Here is a 16,419-nt window from a genome sequence, read left to right on the forward strand (position 1 = left end):
GTGCCGGAGAACAGCGCAAGGCCCGGGGCGCATTGCGCCCCGGGCCCGTTGCCCGCGTTCCGCTCCGGTCGCGGTGGGAACCGCCTCAGCGGTTGCCGGCACCGTTTCCGGAGAGGAGGGGGATGTCGTTCAGGACGTGCGAGAGCGGCTCGTCACCCTTGGCCTGGGTGGAGTTCTCGACACACTGCTGGTTCTGCGGGTTCGACAGGACGTTGAGGTCCTGGACGGCGACGTTCACCAGACCCACGAGCGAGCCGACGTTGCCCTTCAGCGGCAGGCCGATGCAGGGCTTGTTCAGCGAACCCTGGATGAGCGCGAACTGGGGGCTCCAGTTCCCGTAGGTGGCCGAGTTGCCGTACATCTGGGACGCGCCGTTGCCGTTCACGGTCGTGGTGCCGTGGTCGTTGCCGACGGCCATGGCCTGCGGGGCGGCGACACCGACGACGGCGGTGGCGGCGGCGGCCGTGGCCAACGCGTTCTTGATCATTGATAGTCCAATCCTGATGTGGAGCTCAGACGCGGAGCGCACTGGACAACTCGGCCGCCCGGGGTTGGTTGCGCAGGTTCACCCGGACGACGACTCTCTGACCTGCGCAGATCCGATACTCGTTTCATCAGCTCGGCCTGTTCGCCCGGCCTGTCCGTCTTGTGTGCCTGCCCGGCCCGCCGGCCCGCCGGCCCGCCAGTTCGCCCGGCCCGGTGCGCGGACGGTTCGGCCGCCCCGTCGGCCGAACGGTGGACGGCGGCCTCCCGGCCGTGCCCCCGCCGGTACCGCCGCGTTCACCAGTCCGCGGCGCCAAGTCGGGGCCGTGAACAACCCTGTGGAGGAACGCACATGAAGACCCCGAAGAAGGCCGCCCTGGTTCTCACCTGCGCCGGGATGGCGGTGGGCGCCGCCTCCGGCTCCGCCTTCGCGGACGCGGGAGCCACCGGCGCCGCGACCGGTTCGCCCGGCGTGGTCTCGGGCAACGTCATTCAGGTGCCCGTCTCCGTCCCGGTGCAGGTCGTGGGCAACACCATCAACGTCGTCGGCGTGCTGAACCCCGCCTTCGGGAACCTCGGCGTGAGCCGCTGATCCTCGACGGCGCCTCCCCGCCGCCGGATGCCACCGATCCGCGGCCTGCCGTTCCGCGGCGGGGACCGCCGCCGGTCCCCGCCCCCGGAGCACGAGTGACACCGGCCGGGGACCTCGCGGGGAACCGATCGGTCCGGCCCCCGCCCGGCCTTCGGTCCGGCCCCGGCCCGACCTCCGGCCGACTCCCCGGCCACCCTCCTCCCCGCTCCGCGGCCCCGCCCCTGTGCGGGGCCGCGCGCATTCCCTCCCGGTGCCCGGGCCCCCGGTCCGCCCGTTCGGGCCATCTGCCGCTGCCGTTCCGTCCCGCGGACGGTATGCCTGGAGTGACGCAGGAGGGACGCACCCGGCCACGGCGCCGCAGCGCGGTGCCGGGTGGGAGCCCCGGAAAGGAGCGCCGCCGTGAGCGGGACCGTGGTGGTCGGTGTCGACGGTTCTCCGTCGAGTCTGGAAGCCGTCGATGTCGCCGCCCGCGAGGCGAAGCTCCGCGGCGGCTCGCTGCACGTGGTGCACGCGTTCGTCTGGCCGACGATGAAGGTCCCGCTCGGCCCGTCCACCATGGGGCCGCCCGAGGGCGGGCTGCGCAACCTCGCCCACCGCACCGTGGAGGAGGCCGCCGCACGCGCGAAGAGCTCCCAGCCGACCGTCGAGGTCAGCCACGCGGTCATCACGGGGGAGCCGCTCTCCGTGCTCGCGACCGAGTCGCGCGACGCCGCACTCGTCGTCGTCGGAGACCGCGGCCTCGGCGGCTTCACCGGACTGCTGGTCGGCTCCGTCGCCGTCTACCTCACCGCGCACGCCGAGTGCCCTGTGCTGGTCACCCGCGGCAGGAAGCACCCCACCGGGCCGGTGGTGCTCGGAGTGGACGGCTCCGAGGTGGGCGACGCGGCCGTCGGCTGGGCCTTCGAGGAGGCGTCGCTGCGCGGCGCCGAACTCGTGGCACTGCACAACTGGAACGCCTGGACCGGACCCGTCGCGGCGGGACCGAGCATCCAGGTGCCCACCTACTACGACGTGGACCTCTACCGCGCCGAGGAGGAGCGCGTGCTGACGACCGCGATCAGCGCCCGGCGCGAGCAGTACCCCGATGTCCGGGTGACGCCGAGGCTCGTCCAGGAGTACACCCGGCAGGCGCTGATCGCAGCCAGCGAGGAGGCGCAACTGCTGGTCGTGGGGGCCCGCGGCCGGGGCGGCTTCACAGGGCTGCTGCTCGGATCGGTGAGCCAGGCGGTGCTCCACCACGCGTACTGCCCGGTGGCGGTCGTCAGGGCGGATCGCGAGCACCGGCACGGGACGAGCCACCGCCACCACAGGGGGCCGGGGCAGCCGGGGCGATGAACGGGCCGGAGCCGAGCGGTGGCGGGTGGCCTCCTGACATCAGGGGCGGTGCCTGACACGTCGGTCAACAGGTCTGCTTCGGGGGCGGCCTGCCCCTCGCCGGCCACCTGCGCGCCGCGGTCGCAGGACATGCGCGGCCGGGCGCCTGCCATGTCCCTGAAGATGCGGCAGCGCAGCGCCTGCCGAACGATACCGGCCACGACGGCCCTGCCAGGTCAGCCGTCCAAGGTCGAATTCCGCCCGATCCGCTGAGCCGACGCGGCCGTTGAGGCATCCTGCCGGAACGTGGACCGGGAGGTCCGGGCCCCCGGCGTCCGGCTTCTCCCGGACCCCGGACCGTGACCGCCCCTCGGACCCGCACCAGGAGTTCCACCATGTGTGCCCGCTGTCGTCCGCCCACGCGGCGGCTGTCCCACCGCCTCCGGACCGCCGCCGCTGTCCTGGCCGCGATCCTCGTCGCCGGAACCACCGCGGGCTGCACCGGAGGGCACCTCTCCGGAGCGGAGGGTTCCGGACCGGCCGACCGCGGCGCCCGCGGCAGCGACGGCCGCACCAGCGGACCACCGCATCCGCGCGCCCCTGTGACCGCCCCACAGGCCCGCCGGATCCTCGACCACTACGAGCGCGTCGCGACCCGCGCCGACCGGCACCGGGACGCCGCCCTGCTGGCCCACGTCGCTGCCGGAAACGCGCTGGAGCGTGCGACGGCGGGCTACGAGCAGTACGACGCGCTCCCGCGCGCCGAACGCGCCGCGTTCGCCCGTCCGACCAGCTTCCGCAAGGCCGAGTTCCACATCCCCGCGGGAGCCCGGTGGTTCATGGTGACGGCCACCCGCACCTCCCCCGAACCGCAGAACACGGTGCTGGTCTTCGCCCGGAACGGGAAGGACGCGCGGCCGCGGACCACCGCAGGGCACGACAGCGCCCCTGCGGCCGGCTGGCGGCTGCACGCCACGCTGCCCCTCCAGGCCGGAGAGCTGCCCCGGATCTCCACGACCCGCTCCGGCCTCGCGGCCGAGGCCGGGATCTCCACCAGGAGCGGCGCCCTGCGCCCGCACGATGTCCCCGAGATGTACGAGGACCTGTGGCGCACCGGCGGCACCGGCGAAGCCGCGGCACTCGCGCCCAACGCCGTGACCGAGGAAGCCCGCCGCACCTACCGCCACCGCGACGACGAACTGGGCCCGGAGCACGCCCGAAGACGCTTCGTACCGACGCGACCCAGCCACGACGAGAGCTACGCACTGCGTACCGCCGGAGGAGGAGTGCTGGCGGTCGTGCCCCTCGCACACGAACAGCGGCTGCGCGTCACCGGACCCGGATACCAGATCACCCCCTCCGACGAGGAAGCCGTCTACGACGCGACACCGCGCGACTCCGTGGTCAGCACCTTTCACGGTCAGGCGCTCGCCCACCTGCCCCGGCACGGACGTCCCGCGGTGCTCTCGGCGAAGTACGCCCTGGTCGACTCGCGGTGAGGCCGCCACCGACCGGCATCCTGGACATGGCCGAGCCAGGCGACGCGGCTCAGCACACGCGGTGCAGCCAGCCGTGCGCGTCACCGGCGCGGCCGTACTGGATGTCCAGAACATGCTCCCGCAACTGGAGCGTCTTCCTGCCCGGCGTTCCCCCGCCCACGGTGAGCGCGTAGCCGCCACCCCCGGAGTCCTCGCCCTTGAACCCGGTGATCGGAGTGACCACGGCGGCCGTGCCCGCCGCGAACGCCTCGACGAACGTGCCGTCGGAGATCCCCGCGCGCAGTTCGCCGACCCCGACGGAGCGCTCCACCACCGTCAGCCCGTGCTGGTCGGCCAGCGCCATCAGACTGTCCCGGGTCACGCCCTCCAGGATGGTGCCCAGCTCCGGAGTGACGAGACGGCCGTCCGAGGTGACCAGGAAGAGGTTCATCGTGCCCGACTCCTCCAGGTTCCCCTTCCCGGCGCTGTCGAGATACAGCACCTGGTCGCAGCCGTGCTCGGCGGCCTCCCGCTGCGCCACCAGGCTCCCGGCGTAGTTTCCGCCGCACTTGGCGGCACCCGTACCGCCTTCCGCCGCGCGGCTGTACCTCGTGCTCACCCACAGGGTGACCCCGGTGACCCCCGACGCGAAATACGGTCCCGCGGGTGACGCGATCACCGCGTACTCCACCCGGGCCGCGGGCCGCACCCCCAGGAACGCCTCCGAGGCGAACATGAACGGCCGCACATACAGGCTCTCCTCGCCCGCGGGCGCCGGCACCCACGGCTCGTCCGTGCGCACCAGCGCGCAGACACCGGAGACGAAGTCCTCCTCGGGCAGCACCGGCAGCGCCAGCCGCCGCGCGGACCGTGCGAACCGCCGCGCGTTCGCCTCCGGCCGGAACAGCCACACACTGCCGTCGCCGTGCCGGTACGCCTTCAGCCCCTCGAAGATCTCCTGCGCGTAGTGCAGCACGGCCGCACTCGGATGCAGCCGGAACGGCTCCAGCGGACCGACCCTGTGCCCCGTCCAGCCGGCGTCCGCGGTCCAGGTCGCCGAGGCCATGTGATCGGTGAAGTACCGTCCGAACCCCGGCGCCGCCAGGATCGAGGCGCGCGCGTCCTCACCCACGGGCCGCTCACTGCGCACCACTGCGAACTCCGCACTCACCCTCGGCTCCTCCCGCCTCCCGCCACGACCGGCACCGGGCATCGTAAGTCGCCCGACCCGCCCCGGACGCGGCTCGCCCGCGGCGCGGCGCGGCGCCCCTCCGTGCGCCGTACAGCGCCCACGGCCGGCACCGGTCAGCCGGCCACCCGACGCAACCAAGGCCCCGGCCGGAGCCCAGCTGCCCGGGCTCCTCCGGGCAAGCCGAAAAAAATCTCGGCGATCCCGGCGAGCGATGTCGAGAACCCGGGACCGGCTCCGTCCCCGGAGCGAAGACGGAAACAACACGGAACGACCCGTACACGCGGAACAGCCTGTGAACACCGGACAGACTGTGAATGCGGAACAAGCTGTGAACACTCAGCAGAAGCCCGACAGACTGTGAACGCGGCGCCAAGAGCCGCGTCCGCACCGAGGAGGACCACGATGGCCAAGTACCTGCTGCTCAAGCACTACCGCGGCGCCCCGGCCGCGGTGAACGACGTGCCCATGGACCAGTGGACGCCGGAGGAGATCTCGGCGCACATGAAGTACATGCAGGACTTCGCGGCGCGGTTGCAGGAGACCGGCGAGTTCGTCGACGGCCAGGCACTCGCCCCCGAGGGAACATTCGTCCGCTACGACGGCGAGGGCCGCCCGCCGGTCACCGACGGTCCCTTCGCCGAGACCAAGGACCTCATCGCCGGCTGGATGGCCATCGACGTCGACAGCTACGAGCGTGCCGTCGAACTGGCCGGAGAACTGTCGGCCGCACCGGGCGCGGGCGGGAAGCCGATCCACGAGTGGCTCGAACTGCGCCCCTTCCTGACCGAGCCGCCCACCGTCACGGAGTGACCTGACAGATGGACGAACTCCTGCTCCGGCGCCTCACGCCGAGCGTGCTCAGCATCCTCGTCCGCCGCGGAGCCGACTTCGCGGCGGCCGAGGATGCCGTGCAGGAAGCGCTCATCGAGGCGCTCCGCGTCCGGCCCGCCACCTCCGCACCGGACTCTCCCGGCGGCGGATCCCCCGTGCGGGATCCGCAGGGCTGGCTGGTCACCGTGGCCTGGCGCAAGTTCCTCGACGCCACCCGGGCGGACAGCGCACGCCGCAGACGCGAAGACCTCGTCGAGGAGCAACCGGCCCCCGGACCCGCCGGCTCCGCGGACGACACCCTCCAGCTCTACTTCCTGTGCGCCCACCCGTCGCTGACACCGTCGTCCGCTGTCGCGCTCACCCTGCGCGCCGTCGGCGGGCTGACCACCCGCCAGATCGCCCAGGCGTACCTGGTGCCCGAGGCGACCATGGCCCAACGCATCAGCCGGGCCAAGCGCACCGTCTCCGGAGTACGGTTCGACCAGCCCGGCGACCTCGCCACCGTGCTGCGCGTCCTGTACCTCGTCTTCAACGAGGGCTACGGCGGTGACATCGACCTCGTCGCCGAGGCCATCCGGCTCACCCGGCAGCTCGCGGCCGCCGTCGACCACCCGGAGGTGGCGGGGCTGCTCGCTCTCATGCTGCTCCACCATGCCCGGCGAGCCGCCAGGACAGCGCCCGACGGCAGCCTGGTGCCCCTCGCCGAGCAGGACCGCGGCCAATGGGACACCGGGGCGATCGCCGAAGGCATCGCGATCCTCCAGGCCGCCCTCGCCCGCGACCGGCTCGGCGAATACCAGGCGCAGGCCGCCATCGCGGCGCTCCACGCCGACGCGCCCACCGCCGAGGAGACCGACTGGATGCAGATCCTCGAGTGGTACGACGAACTCACACGCTTCACGGACAGCCCGATCGTCCTGCTCAACCGCGCCGTCGCCGTAGGCGAGGCCGACGGCCCGCGCGCCGGACTGGCCGCCCTCGCCGCCCTGGACGACTCCCTGCCCCGCCACACCGCGGTGGCCGCCCACCTCCACGAACGCGCCGGCGACCGGGCGACAGCGGCGCGGCTGTACGCCGAAGCGGCCCGCAAAGCACCCAACCTCGCCGAACGCGACCACCTGACCCGCCAGGCCGCCCGCCTCAACGCCTCCGCTCCGTGACGGCTTCCGCGCCGGCTGCGGCCGACAGCCCGATCCCGCAGTGCCGCCGCGACCCGGTCCGGACGCCGAGCCACCCACGTCCGTGCTGAGCTGTCGGTTCGGTGAGAGTTCCGCCCTGTCCCGCGCGGAGCCGCACGGTGAAGTTGCGACGTGCGTCACGGCGGGGCCACAGGTGACCGGCCGGGACGGACTCCAGCCACAGATCTGGGCTCCGACCTTCAAACAACCTGTCGCTGATACGCGCAGTGAGGTATTTTTCACCTTCTGTGTGGCGCAGCAGCGCTCAAAGGCCCGGGGCCGGTGGGGAGTTGGCAGATGGGTACGTGCAAGAAATGTGGTGCCACCGGTCTCGACGACGGCATGACCTTGTGCGATTCATGCTTGCGGGAGATCGGTTCCGCCATGCAGGAGCTGGAGCGTCAAGGCGTCGATCTTCACGACCCCGACGACCCCGCGAATCCATTCGCGCCTCCGCAGCGATGACCACCTCTTCCCGGATGTCCCGTCTCCAGGTGGCCCGGCGATTCCGTCGGGCCCCGTGGTTGCCGGATCCCCTCATCGCCGGGGAGCACCTCCCCCTCGGAGTCTGCTCCGCGCGGCCTGCCGACGGTTGAAGAGGGGGCCTGACCAGGCTCAACGCCCCTCATCGCGGTGGTCGCTTGACACGGGTCAGGTGGCGTGGAAACTGGGTAATAGACCAGAAAACCGGAGAATCCCACCGTCGACAGAGACGTCTGTCGGCAGGAGATTCCCGCAGGCTCTGGCGAGGCCCCCGAAGCCCCTCGCTACCGGAGCCTCGGCGACGACCGAGGTTGATGGCAACGAGAGGACTCCGGGGACTGTTTTGTGTCACGAGAGGATCCGGATGGGCCTCATCTACCACCGGCCCGCCCCGCCGCCGCCGCGTGGGCACCTCAGCGGACTGATGCCGACTCGGGTCATCATGAACCGCGTATACGACAAACGCCCTGTGACTATCACGATGATGAGTCACAGGGCGTTTCGGCACTTCGTTCAAAGTACCCCCGGCAGGATTCGAACCTGCGCACACGGCTCCGGAGGCCGACGTGCTTCTCTGCGTCTGTGCAGGTCGGCGCGCTGATCGGCTTGGGCTGGGGGTGCGTCACGCCGCGTATACGCCGTGGGCGGTCTGTAAGCGGCGACTGCGAAGCGATACCGTCGACATGATCTATGCGGCGGGGAGGCGCGAGCATGACGGCGGAGTTCACTGCTGAGTCGGCGGGCGCGGTGCTGGGGGAGGCGTGCCGCTCAGCGGGGCTCGACCCTACGGGCGCGGAACTGCTGCGCCTGGGCTCCAACGCGGTGTACCGGCTGTCGACCGCGCCTGTGGTCGTCCGGATCGCGCGGGACACCGATGCCCTGGACGAGATGTCGCGGGCGGTCGGCGTTGCTCGCTGGCTGGAGACGGAGGACTTCCCCGCCACGCGCGCGCTGGGCGACGTGGAACAGCCGGCCGTCATCGGTGGCCGCGTCGTCACGTACTGGGTGAACCTTCAGGACGAAGTCGAGTACGCCCGCCTGGACGAGCTGGCCGACCTGCTGAAGCGGCTGCACTGGCTGGAAGAGCCGAAGTCGCTCGGGCTGCCGCATTACGACCCGTTCGGCAAGGTGTGGGACTCGCTGCGTGGTCTCGGTAGCGCTGTCTCGGACGGGGACCGGTCGTTCCTGGAGGAGCGGGCGGGAGAGCTGAACAAGGCGTATGACCGCTTGGACTTCGTGCTGCCGTTCGGCATGATCCACGGGGACGCCAACGTCGGGAACTGCCTCCGCGACCGGACCGGCCGCGCTGTCCTCATCGACCTCGACGGCTTTGCCCTGGCACCTCGTGAGTGGGACCTGGTCCTCACCTCGCTGTACTACGAGCGCTTCGGCTGGCACACGCGGACCGAGTACGAGTCCTTCGTGCACCACTACGGGTTCGACCTGATGAACTGGCCGGGCTACCCGGTGCTGGCTGACGTGCGTGAGCTGATGATGACGCTGTGGCTCGGGCACCAGGTGACGACGAACAGCAGGGCGGCGGAAGAGTTCCCCCGACGGGTCGACAGCATCCGGACCGGAGGTAGCCGGAAGGATTGGCAGCCGTACTGATCAGCGGTTTCCGTCGCGCTGTCCCTCGGCGGCGGCCCACAGCCGGTGTCCATGCGCTTGCTCGCGGAAGGAACGGACAGCGGCTGTCTCTCCCACTGCCAACAGGCCGTCCCGGAACTCCTTGAGGTAGCTGACACAGCGTGCTGACTTGAGCTGTTCGCCAAGATCAAGAGCGTCGAGGGCTACGCGGCATGCCTCCTCGGGATCTCCGGCCCGAAGGTGGGCGTCGGCAAGGACCATGGTGGCGAAGAAGTCGCTCCGCACGTGGCTGCCGCTCATGGCGTTCTCAGCATGGGCCACGGCTCGGCGGGCGCTGTTCACGTCGCGGAAGCAGTGGGCGGCCTCGGCTGCCAGCTCGGCCTCGTCGAAGTAGGTGATCCACTCCGGCTCGTCGCTGCTGTTTCGGCTCTCCAGTGCCTTGGTGGCCTCGCCGAGTGCTTGTTCGCACGCGCGGATGTCACCCGTACGGGCAAGGGCACGGGCCTCCATCGCGTGGAACTGCGCCATCAGGGTCGGTGTCGCAACGCCAGAGATGCCCATACGCGCGGCTCGGGCGAGTGTCGCGGCCTCGGTGTAGTTGCCCAGGAACGTGGCCTGGTGGCTCATCGCGGACAGTATGCTCCCCGCCAGTCGGCGGTCGTCGCCGTCCTGGGCGAGACGGAGCGCCTGGAGGAAGTACCGCTGGGCAAGGCCGTGGTGACACGCGTCGTAGGACATCCAACCGGCCAGCAGTGTGGACTCCGCGACTGTGGAGAACAGCGCCCGGCCGACAGCTTCCGTGTACTGGCCCGTGAGCAGGGGTGCCACATCTTGGCTGAGGTACTGGACCACGGACTGTCGCGCATGCGCGCCGCCGAACCGGTCGTCCATCTCGGCGAACATGTCGCTGGTCGTCTTGATCATCGCTACGTCGGCCAGCCCCACCCGTGCGCCATCCGTACGGGCGGCCGATGGGAACGAAGGGTCCGGTGCAACCAACCAGCGCAAGGACGCTTCGCTCCACGCGTGCTGTGACGCCTCGGAGAGCAACAGCGGCTCGTAACCGTGCAAGTCAGCGCGCCACAACTGGCTGACGGTCTGAAACGCTTCCTCCGGTGTCGGGGGATAACGCGTCTCCAGCAAGCGGGAGTCCTGGCCGGCGGCGGTACTCAGCCCCAACTCGGCCGGAGCGATGTCGAGCGCCTCGCAGATGAGTGCCCCGTAGAACTCGTCGGGCGTGCTGTGCCCGTTCTCCCAGGTTGCGATGCGGCGCTTCACGCTGTCGTCGGACGGGAGTGCCTTCCCGTGGCGCTTCGCGCACCGTCGCATCTCGCTGACGAGCCGGAGCTGTCCCCAGCCGCGGGCCTTGCGAGCCGCGCGGAGGAGTTCCCCAAAGGACCGGTTCGCTTCCGTTCTGATCGCCTCCCCGCGCTTCCGACCAGATGCGATGCCCTGCTTACCTCTCCGAATCTACGGAATGTGATGCCGCGCTGTCTGCTCGTAATGCGGACCTCTTGCCTCCCTCGGTAGATGATCCAGGGTGACGCGGGGTTGGAGGGCACGTCATCCCCCGTCACCTCTCGTCATCTGCCCAGCTCAGGGCGGTGCGGCCGAAGGTGGTTCCCACGCGGCCAAACGGCTGGGACTTGGACCAACTGAGGTGATTCGACGTGCAGATGATGACAAGAAGGGGAGTTCAGTGGATCTCCTGCGCAGCCGATGACCCGGACGAGTGCCGGGAAGCCTGGCTGGTTGACCCTCGACGCCCCTACGCGTTTCCGGCTGGACGCTTCTTCGACGTCGTGGTGGTCGGACAGCGGGTCGGGCTGGAGACGTTCGACCAACTCCAGCGCCACGGTATGCCGCTCGGGCCCGTGATGGCGGACCGCGCCTCCGGTCAAGTCGGCTTCTTCGTCCCCACCTGGGCGCGCGAGCCGTTCGGCCGCATGGTCCGGCAGGAGTCGGCGGACGAAGCACCTGAGTACCGCTATCTGGGTGAGGGCTCGGTAGTGGTCGTCCCCGGGCCGATGCCGCTGACGGGGGATCGCTACATCTGGCTCCGGGCTCCGATGCGTCGACCGGAAGCGTCCCCCTCGCGCATTGCGGCGCTGGCCGCGATGTTCGTCGCCGCCTCGTCTGTCGTGGCTCGGGCGGACAGGTACGGCCGCGAGCAGACAGCCGCCTCCGCGGAAGGTGAGGCCACCCATGCCGGCTGACCACGAACACAGTGGCGACAGCGCGAGCTGGTCCCCGCTCGACAGCGAGGAGTGGTACGCGGCGCGGGACGCGGTCGCCGGGCTCCGGGACGTACTGATCGCTGCTGGGATGGAACGCGACTTCCCGTACCTGCGCGCCGACCTGAACGCCTTCGGACACGGGCTGATCGAACTCGGCCGCATCTCGCCGGAGACGGCCGAACGGCTCACGGAGCTGCTGCGGCGGGCACTGGAGAGCACGTACGAGGTGCCGGGCACGGGCACGAACGGCCGTCAGCAGCGGAACGACTGAGCAGAGCGGATGAGGTGGACGACGTGACGGACCCCAAGGGGGTATGCGCGCGGCCTGCGGATTGCCTCACTCCCGGTGTGGCCTACGTACGCGGCTGGGCGGAAGGCAAGCGCGCTGCTGACGGCCTCGCGGAGATGCTGCGCGCGGTCGGCCTGGAGGTGGACCTGCCGGGGCTCAAGGCGGACGTGAACGTTTTCGGAGACGGCGTCGTCACCCTCGGCACGGTACGTCCGGACGCGGCGCGGCTGCTGGCCGACTTGCTGACGACTGGGCTGACGGCGGAGATCGCGTGGCAGGAAGACGGCCGCCCGGGACTCGGAGGCGCTGCTGACAGTTCAGCGGCATAGCATCGCCCGGCGAACAAGCCTGCCAAGCAGCACAGGTGGCTCGTCGTCGGCCGGGACCGGCGCCCCAGCGCCGCAGCCCGAGCCGAACGACGAGCCACCTTCATGTCCGTTGAGCTGTGGGCAAGGAACAAGGGGCAAGAACGGTTGAGTGTTGGCTGAGCTGGGTGTGCGCGGGGTCGTGGGTGACGGCGAATCAGCATGGTGTCCTCTTTGCTCGCTGGCCAATGGCGTTCTGGCGCCAGAACTGTTGCCTACCTGCTCCAGGCAGGTCGGGTATCGACCGTTGGTCGCCTTCGCTCGACTTCTGCCCCAGGTCCGTCGGGGGACAGCAGTACTCGGCAGGCGCCGATCAGTAGTTCCTCCAAGGAACCCCAGGGGATCTGCCTGATACCTACCTCTGGCGGCAGACTGCGACATAGAGTGTCTGCTTGGTGACGGGCCACTACCAGGATGTGGGCCGACGAACGATCTTCTGAGGAGAATTATGGATCCTATATCAGCGGCATTGAGTAGAACTGTGGGCTCAGTGCTGGGCACCCTGGCGGGCGGAGCAATGAAGCAGGGACGGCAGGGCATCAGACACCGACTTGCTCTGAGCAAAGCGAAAAAGACGCTTAGCCTCCCTTGTAAGGCTGATGCTCTAGGACGGGTGGACAACCTTACGCCCGCATTCCGTGAGTGCATCGTGCAATTCATCGGCTCCAGCGAGTTCGAACAGTTTACATTACAGCTTGTGATTGCAGTTTCTTCAAAAAAGAAGAAAATGATCGAGGCGCTACGGAAAACGTTGAGGGAATCCCTGCGACTATACAGGACGATTCCTGAGGATGGGGTTGATTGTATTGCTACAGCCTTGTTCGATGATCTGCATCAATCTATCCACGCTTCACTAATTGCACCGGAAGGACGGAATGGATTTAATCCAATATCTGCGAAGATCGCATCCGCTCAAGCGGCAGCCGCCTTGCGCAATTGTGAAATTCTAGCGCGCATTGAAGACCTCCACGAATATGACGAGTTCGCTCGGACCTTCAATCGTCAAGTTTCCCTTGTCGACAGCAAGGTCAGGCCACCACAGATCGACACTGGTCGCAAAATTCCCATTGATCGAATTTACGTGCAGGCTACGCTGGTAGAAGAAGGCGAAAGAGGGGAGGAGACCACGGGAGCCGCTCTTCCCCCCAAGGAGATATTCGGAATATTCCCCAGGGTTGCCATCTTGGGCGATCCGGGGGGAGGTAAATCTACACTGGCCTCCAAACTATGTGTGGATTTCGCTCGGGGTAAGGTGCGCGGCTCGGCCAGGGTATCCTTTAAGATCATCGTGCGAGATTTTGGGGTACACTTCAAATCTTCGAAGATGTCAGTTGTTGAATATATTGAAAAAATGTGTGCTGCCGACTATTCGACTCCGACTCCAGACGGATGTGTCGAATATCTGCTTCTGAACTCGCGTGCCGCAGTCGTATTTGATGGCCTGGATGAGCTGACTGATACATCGTTGCGGCAAGATATGATAAGGGCTGTCGAAGCTTTCTGCCTCGCGTACCCTAGTGCATGGGTTATGGCTACGTCCCGCAAAGTTGGATACGACTTGGCTCCCTTAGACAGGGATATTTTCGACACCCTGGAGCTGGGAGCATTTTCCCATGACCAGGAGCGAACTTACATCAAAAAATGGTTCAACTCCATGAAGTCGGGGAGTCAGCATGAGAGAGCATCTCTGGCGGATGGCTTCCTCAATGAGCTCAGTCACGCAAATGAACTGAGTCGCAACCCACTCATGCTTGGGCTCATGTGTGCGCTCTACCGGGGAGCCGGGTTCATTCCTCGAAACCGTCCCGAGCTCTACCGCCGGTGCTCGGAATTCTTGTTTGAACGCTGGGACTCCTCTCGGGGAATTCTGGTCGAGAAGCCATTTGAACGCGGAATCCAGTTCGCCATGTTTGCGCTCGCGTTAAGCATGTTGAAGAACTCTGAGGGGGGTGGACTTACCGAAAAGCGACTCATTCAGTTCGCAACGGCTCACCTCCATGGTCGGCATTATGAGGACTTTGATTCTGCTCAGGATGCCGCTCGAAGTTTTGTGAAGTATTGTCGTGGGCGCGCATGGGTTCTTACTGATGTGGGGACCGATGCTTCGGGGAATGATCTGTATTCCTTCACGCATCGAACATTTTTGGAATACTTTGCAGCCCGACAGTTGGTGCGTGAGTGTAGTGATGTCGAATCGCTCGCGTCAGCTATCTATCCGAAGTTGAAGGTGCAAGAGTGGGACGTCGTCTCACAGTTGGCTATTCAGACTCTAGATGAGCGCTTGGAGGATGCTTCCAATGGCGCTGTAGCTGCCTTGATTGAATTGGCAGAGAACGAGCAAGACCTAGACGCTCAAAAATCAATCGCGAGCTTCTGCGTGCGGTCTGTGGAGTTTATGGATTTGCGTCCTTCCGTGTTGCGCTCAATTGTAGATTTTTACTTGCGTACCATCACTCCTGCGGTGAACGCGGGGAAGGTGGACTATTTCTATGTGGGCGCTGCTGATGCTCTACTTAAGTGTCCTCGCGAGCTTCGGGATGTTGTGGTGGACCAAATGCGTCGCACTGCGCAGTTGTATCCCGAAGATAAGAACATCCTTGCTCTCGTAGTTAGTCTTGGCCAGCGAATTCCTTGGGATGGTGACTACTGGATAGCGGCAGACCAAGAGACTATTGAGATGTTCTCCGACCGAATGGATCGGCTAGATGACCAGGAGGTATGGTTTGATGTAATCCAATACAGGTACGGGAGGGTGCCCCTTCAGCATCTTCTTGACTCACATGGAGTCGGAGCTTTGTTCAATTCACAATTCTGGCCGCTAGGGGATGCGCTCGGGAGGAACCTATTCTCGGATTTCGTATATGGGCCAGAGGGAGCCGGAAGGGTAAGATTCGAGGATAGAGGTAAGGTGATCCGAGCGATCTTGAATTCACCTCGGCCTTTGTGTCACACCCTGGGGTCACATAGATGGATTCACGATGATAGGGATGCGCTCCCGGAGGATGAAGAGCTTCTATTCCTTGTACTTGTGAATTATATGCTCGGTTTGGATTTTCTGGGGAACGAGACATTTGGGTCGGTTAAGCGTCCTCTCGCAGGGCCTCTGGGTCGGCTATACCAGATGATTCGTCGAGCCCGTAAGGGAGAAGTAAGTTCGGATTCCTTGTCCGCCCAGCTGGATATGTTGCCCGCGGCTCAGGTTGATTTCATCACCAGTTGGGCAGCAGAGGGGTTCAAGCTCGTTGAGCGGCATGATCGCAGCAGTCAGACTTGAGTGCGGCGGAGTCGCTTTGAGCTGCGAGATTACTGCCTAACGCCGCAGAGTTACCGCTCCAGTGGTCGCTGTTCCGGCGGTTCGTGGAGAGGGCCGGGAGATGGCCGAGGAGCAGGCGGCGGACCTATGCCGCCGGCGTGCGGCCCGCGTCAGCGGGCCGCCTTGAAGACGTGGAGAAAGTCTGAGCCACATCCGCTCAGAGGGGGTACGTCAGCTCCAAGTCATTGCCGGGCAGGTGTAGCTCCTCTAGGGCTAGCGGTTGGCCGTCAGAGTCCCGTGTGACCCGGAGGAGTTGGAGGAGCGGGACGCCATCCGGTAGGCGCAGCGCTTCCGCTTGGTCTGGCAGGGGCATGCGGGTGCGGACGCGCTCGGTGAAGTGGAGTTCGTGGCCTAGGGCCGACAGGGCTTCGTAGAGCTCCGGTGCGGGAGGCGGGGGCTCTTCTTCGTATCTGGTGCTGACCAGTACGGAGAACGGCACGTACGTGCGGTGGAGCTGGCGGAGTGGGCTGCCCTCGGCCGTCTGGAGCACGTCGTACGTGAACAGTGGCTCGCCCGGGGGCACGCGGAGTAGGTCCGCCAGTGCGACCGGGGCGTCCGTGCGCGTGGCTGTGGGTTCTTCCGCGTTGGTCCAGCGGATGCCGTCGGCCTCGACGTAGCGGCCGTTCGGCTCGCGGCGTACTCCGCGCGGGCGGGTGAGACTGGGTCGGCTGTGGGGGGAGCGGACGAAGCCGCCGCGGCCGGCCATGACTTCGACCAGCCCGGAAGCTCGTAGCTCTGCAATGCCCTGGCGCACGGTCGGACGCGTGACGCTGAACTGCTTCGCCAGGGTCTCCTCTGACGGCAGCGGCTGGCCCGACGGGTAGGTGCCGTTCATGATGCCAGCACGCAAGTAGTCCGCGATCTGGCGGTACTTGGGCTGTTTCTGCTGATCGCTGGCCCTCTGCGATGGCATCTGACTCCCCGAATCGCTGGTCAAGCCTCTGCTGTCTCGATCCGGAGACGAGTCGTCTCCGAACGGGTACAGCGTCTCTCATCCCAACACGGTTGACAACCCGTACTACGGGTGGTCACTCTGGACTCTCCGCAACCCGTACTACGGGTTGTCAAGCAATC

The 16,419-nt window shown here is 67.1% G+C and carries 14 protein-coding genes; 10 read left to right on the forward strand and 4 right to left on the reverse strand.

Features of this window, described 5'->3' with window-relative positions:
• Positions 1-85 precede the first annotated feature (85 nt).
• Positions 86-487: a rodlin gene (locus A949_RS0103315; RefSeq protein WP_019354584.1), complete on the reverse strand. Its 402-nt coding sequence runs from the start codon at positions 485-487 to the stop codon at positions 86-88.
• Positions 488-835: 348 nt separating this feature from the next.
• Here A949_RS0103315 and A949_RS0103320 point away from each other — a divergent pair, with 348 nt between their 5' ends.
• The 3 genes from A949_RS0103320 (at position 836) to A949_RS0103330 (ending at position 3,888) form a co-directional block, all read left to right on the forward strand.
• A complete protein-coding gene (locus tag A949_RS0103320; protein ID WP_019354585.1) occupies positions 836-1,075 on the forward strand; it encodes a chaplin in 240 nt (79 codons plus the stop codon).
• A gap of 399 nt (positions 1,076-1,474) precedes the next feature.
• On the forward strand, positions 1,475-2,410 hold the full coding sequence (locus A949_RS0103325) for a universal stress protein (protein WP_019354586.1): 936 nt from the start codon (positions 1,475-1,477) through the stop codon (positions 2,408-2,410).
• A 374-nt stretch (positions 2,411-2,784) separates the two neighbouring features.
• On the forward strand, positions 2,785-3,888 hold the full coding sequence (locus A949_RS0103330) for a hypothetical protein (RefSeq protein ID WP_019354587.1): 1,104 nt from the start codon (positions 2,785-2,787) through the stop codon (positions 3,886-3,888).
• A 49-nt stretch (positions 3,889-3,937) separates the two neighbouring features.
• Here the strand turns inward: A949_RS0103330 and A949_RS0103335 are convergent, their stop codons facing one another.
• The gene (locus A949_RS0103335; RefSeq protein WP_019354588.1) at positions 3,938-5,038 is read right to left on the reverse strand and encodes a branched-chain amino acid aminotransferase; all 1,101 of its coding nucleotides are present in this window, start codon (positions 5,036-5,038) and stop codon (positions 3,938-3,940) included.
• A gap of 423 nt (positions 5,039-5,461) precedes the next feature.
• Here A949_RS0103335 and A949_RS0103340 point away from each other — a divergent pair, with 423 nt between their 5' ends.
• The 3 genes from A949_RS0103340 (at position 5,462) to A949_RS0103350 (ending at position 9,162) form a co-directional block, all read left to right on the forward strand.
• Positions 5,462-5,869 carry a YciI family protein gene (locus tag A949_RS0103340; RefSeq protein WP_019354589.1) on the forward strand — a complete coding sequence of 136 codons (408 nt, stop codon included), beginning with the start codon at positions 5,462-5,464 and terminating at the stop codon, positions 5,867-5,869.
• Between the two features lie 8 nt (positions 5,870-5,877).
• A complete protein-coding gene (locus tag A949_RS0103345) occupies positions 5,878-7,050 on the forward strand; it encodes an RNA polymerase sigma factor (RefSeq protein WP_019354590.1) in 1,173 nt (390 codons plus the stop codon).
• A gap of 1,212 nt (positions 7,051-8,262) precedes the next feature.
• Positions 8,263-9,162 (forward strand): aminoglycoside phosphotransferase family protein, encoded by a 900-nt coding sequence (locus tag A949_RS0103350; protein ID WP_019354591.1) that lies wholly within the window; start codon positions 8,263-8,265, stop codon positions 9,160-9,162.
• On the opposite strand, the gene A949_RS0103355 is transcribed toward A949_RS0103350, so the two are convergent.
• The gene (locus tag A949_RS0103355) at positions 9,163-10,419 is read right to left on the reverse strand and encodes a hypothetical protein (RefSeq protein WP_019354592.1); all 1,257 of its coding nucleotides are present in this window, start codon (positions 10,417-10,419) and stop codon (positions 9,163-9,165) included.
• Between the two features lie 398 nt (positions 10,420-10,817).
• On the opposite strand from A949_RS0103355, the gene A949_RS0103360 reads away from it, so the two are divergent.
• The 4 genes from A949_RS0103360 to A949_RS36060 all read left to right on the forward strand — a co-directional run bounded on the left by A949_RS0103360 (position 10,818) and on the right by A949_RS36060 (position 15,306).
• Entirely contained in the window at positions 10,818-11,357 is a 540-nt protein-coding gene (locus A949_RS0103360; protein ID WP_037705831.1) for a bifunctional DNA primase/polymerase, read from the forward strand.
• Positions 11,347-11,649 (forward strand): hypothetical protein, encoded by a 303-nt coding sequence (locus tag A949_RS0103365; RefSeq protein WP_019354594.1) that lies wholly within the window; start codon positions 11,347-11,349, stop codon positions 11,647-11,649. The genes A949_RS0103360 and A949_RS0103365 overlap by 11 nt, the downstream gene beginning before the upstream one ends.
• 23 nt (positions 11,650-11,672) lie before the next feature.
• Complete coding sequence (locus A949_RS0103370; RefSeq protein WP_443332982.1) at positions 11,673-11,996, forward strand: hypothetical protein; 324 nt, start codon at positions 11,673-11,675, stop codon at positions 11,994-11,996.
• 526 nt (positions 11,997-12,522) lie between these two features.
• Positions 12,523-15,306 (forward strand): NACHT domain-containing protein, encoded by a 2,784-nt coding sequence (locus A949_RS36060; RefSeq protein ID WP_158687530.1) that lies wholly within the window; start codon positions 12,523-12,525, stop codon positions 15,304-15,306.
• Between the two features lie 196 nt (positions 15,307-15,502).
• Here A949_RS36060 and A949_RS0103375 read toward each other — a convergent pair whose 3' ends face one another.
• The gene (locus A949_RS0103375; protein WP_237735722.1) at positions 15,503-16,282 is read right to left on the reverse strand and encodes a GntR family transcriptional regulator; all 780 of its coding nucleotides are present in this window, start codon (positions 16,280-16,282) and stop codon (positions 15,503-15,505) included.
• Positions 16,283-16,419: the final 137 nt, after the last annotated feature.

The organism is Streptomyces sp. AA1529 (assembly GCF_000280905.1).
Taxonomy (GTDB): Bacteria; Actinomycetota; Actinomycetes; order Streptomycetales; family Streptomycetaceae; genus Streptomyces.

Excerpts from the sequence above, each read along its gene's own strand:
- A949_RS0103315 (WP_019354584.1), bottom strand. The coding sequence starts at position 487 with ATGATCAAGAACGCGTTGGCCACGGCCGCCGCCGCCACCGCCGTCGTC.
- A949_RS0103320 (WP_019354585.1), top strand. The coding sequence starts at position 836 with ATGAAGACCCCGAAGAAGGCCGCCCTGGTTCTCACCTGCGCCGGGATG.
- A949_RS0103330 (WP_019354587.1), top strand. The coding sequence starts at position 2,785 with ATGTGTGCCCGCTGTCGTCCGCCCACGCGGCGGCTGTCCCACCGCCTC.
- A949_RS0103340 (WP_019354589.1), top strand. The coding sequence starts at position 5,462 with ATGGCCAAGTACCTGCTGCTCAAGCACTACCGCGGCGCCCCGGCCGCG.
- A949_RS0103345 (WP_019354590.1), top strand. The coding sequence starts at position 5,878 with ATGGACGAACTCCTGCTCCGGCGCCTCACGCCGAGCGTGCTCAGCATC.
- A949_RS0103350 (WP_019354591.1), top strand. The coding sequence starts at position 8,263 with ATGACGGCGGAGTTCACTGCTGAGTCGGCGGGCGCGGTGCTGGGGGAG.
- A949_RS0103360 (WP_037705831.1), top strand. The coding sequence starts at position 10,818 with ATGATGACAAGAAGGGGAGTTCAGTGGATCTCCTGCGCAGCCGATGAC.
- A949_RS0103365 (WP_019354594.1), top strand. The coding sequence starts at position 11,347 with ATGCCGGCTGACCACGAACACAGTGGCGACAGCGCGAGCTGGTCCCCG.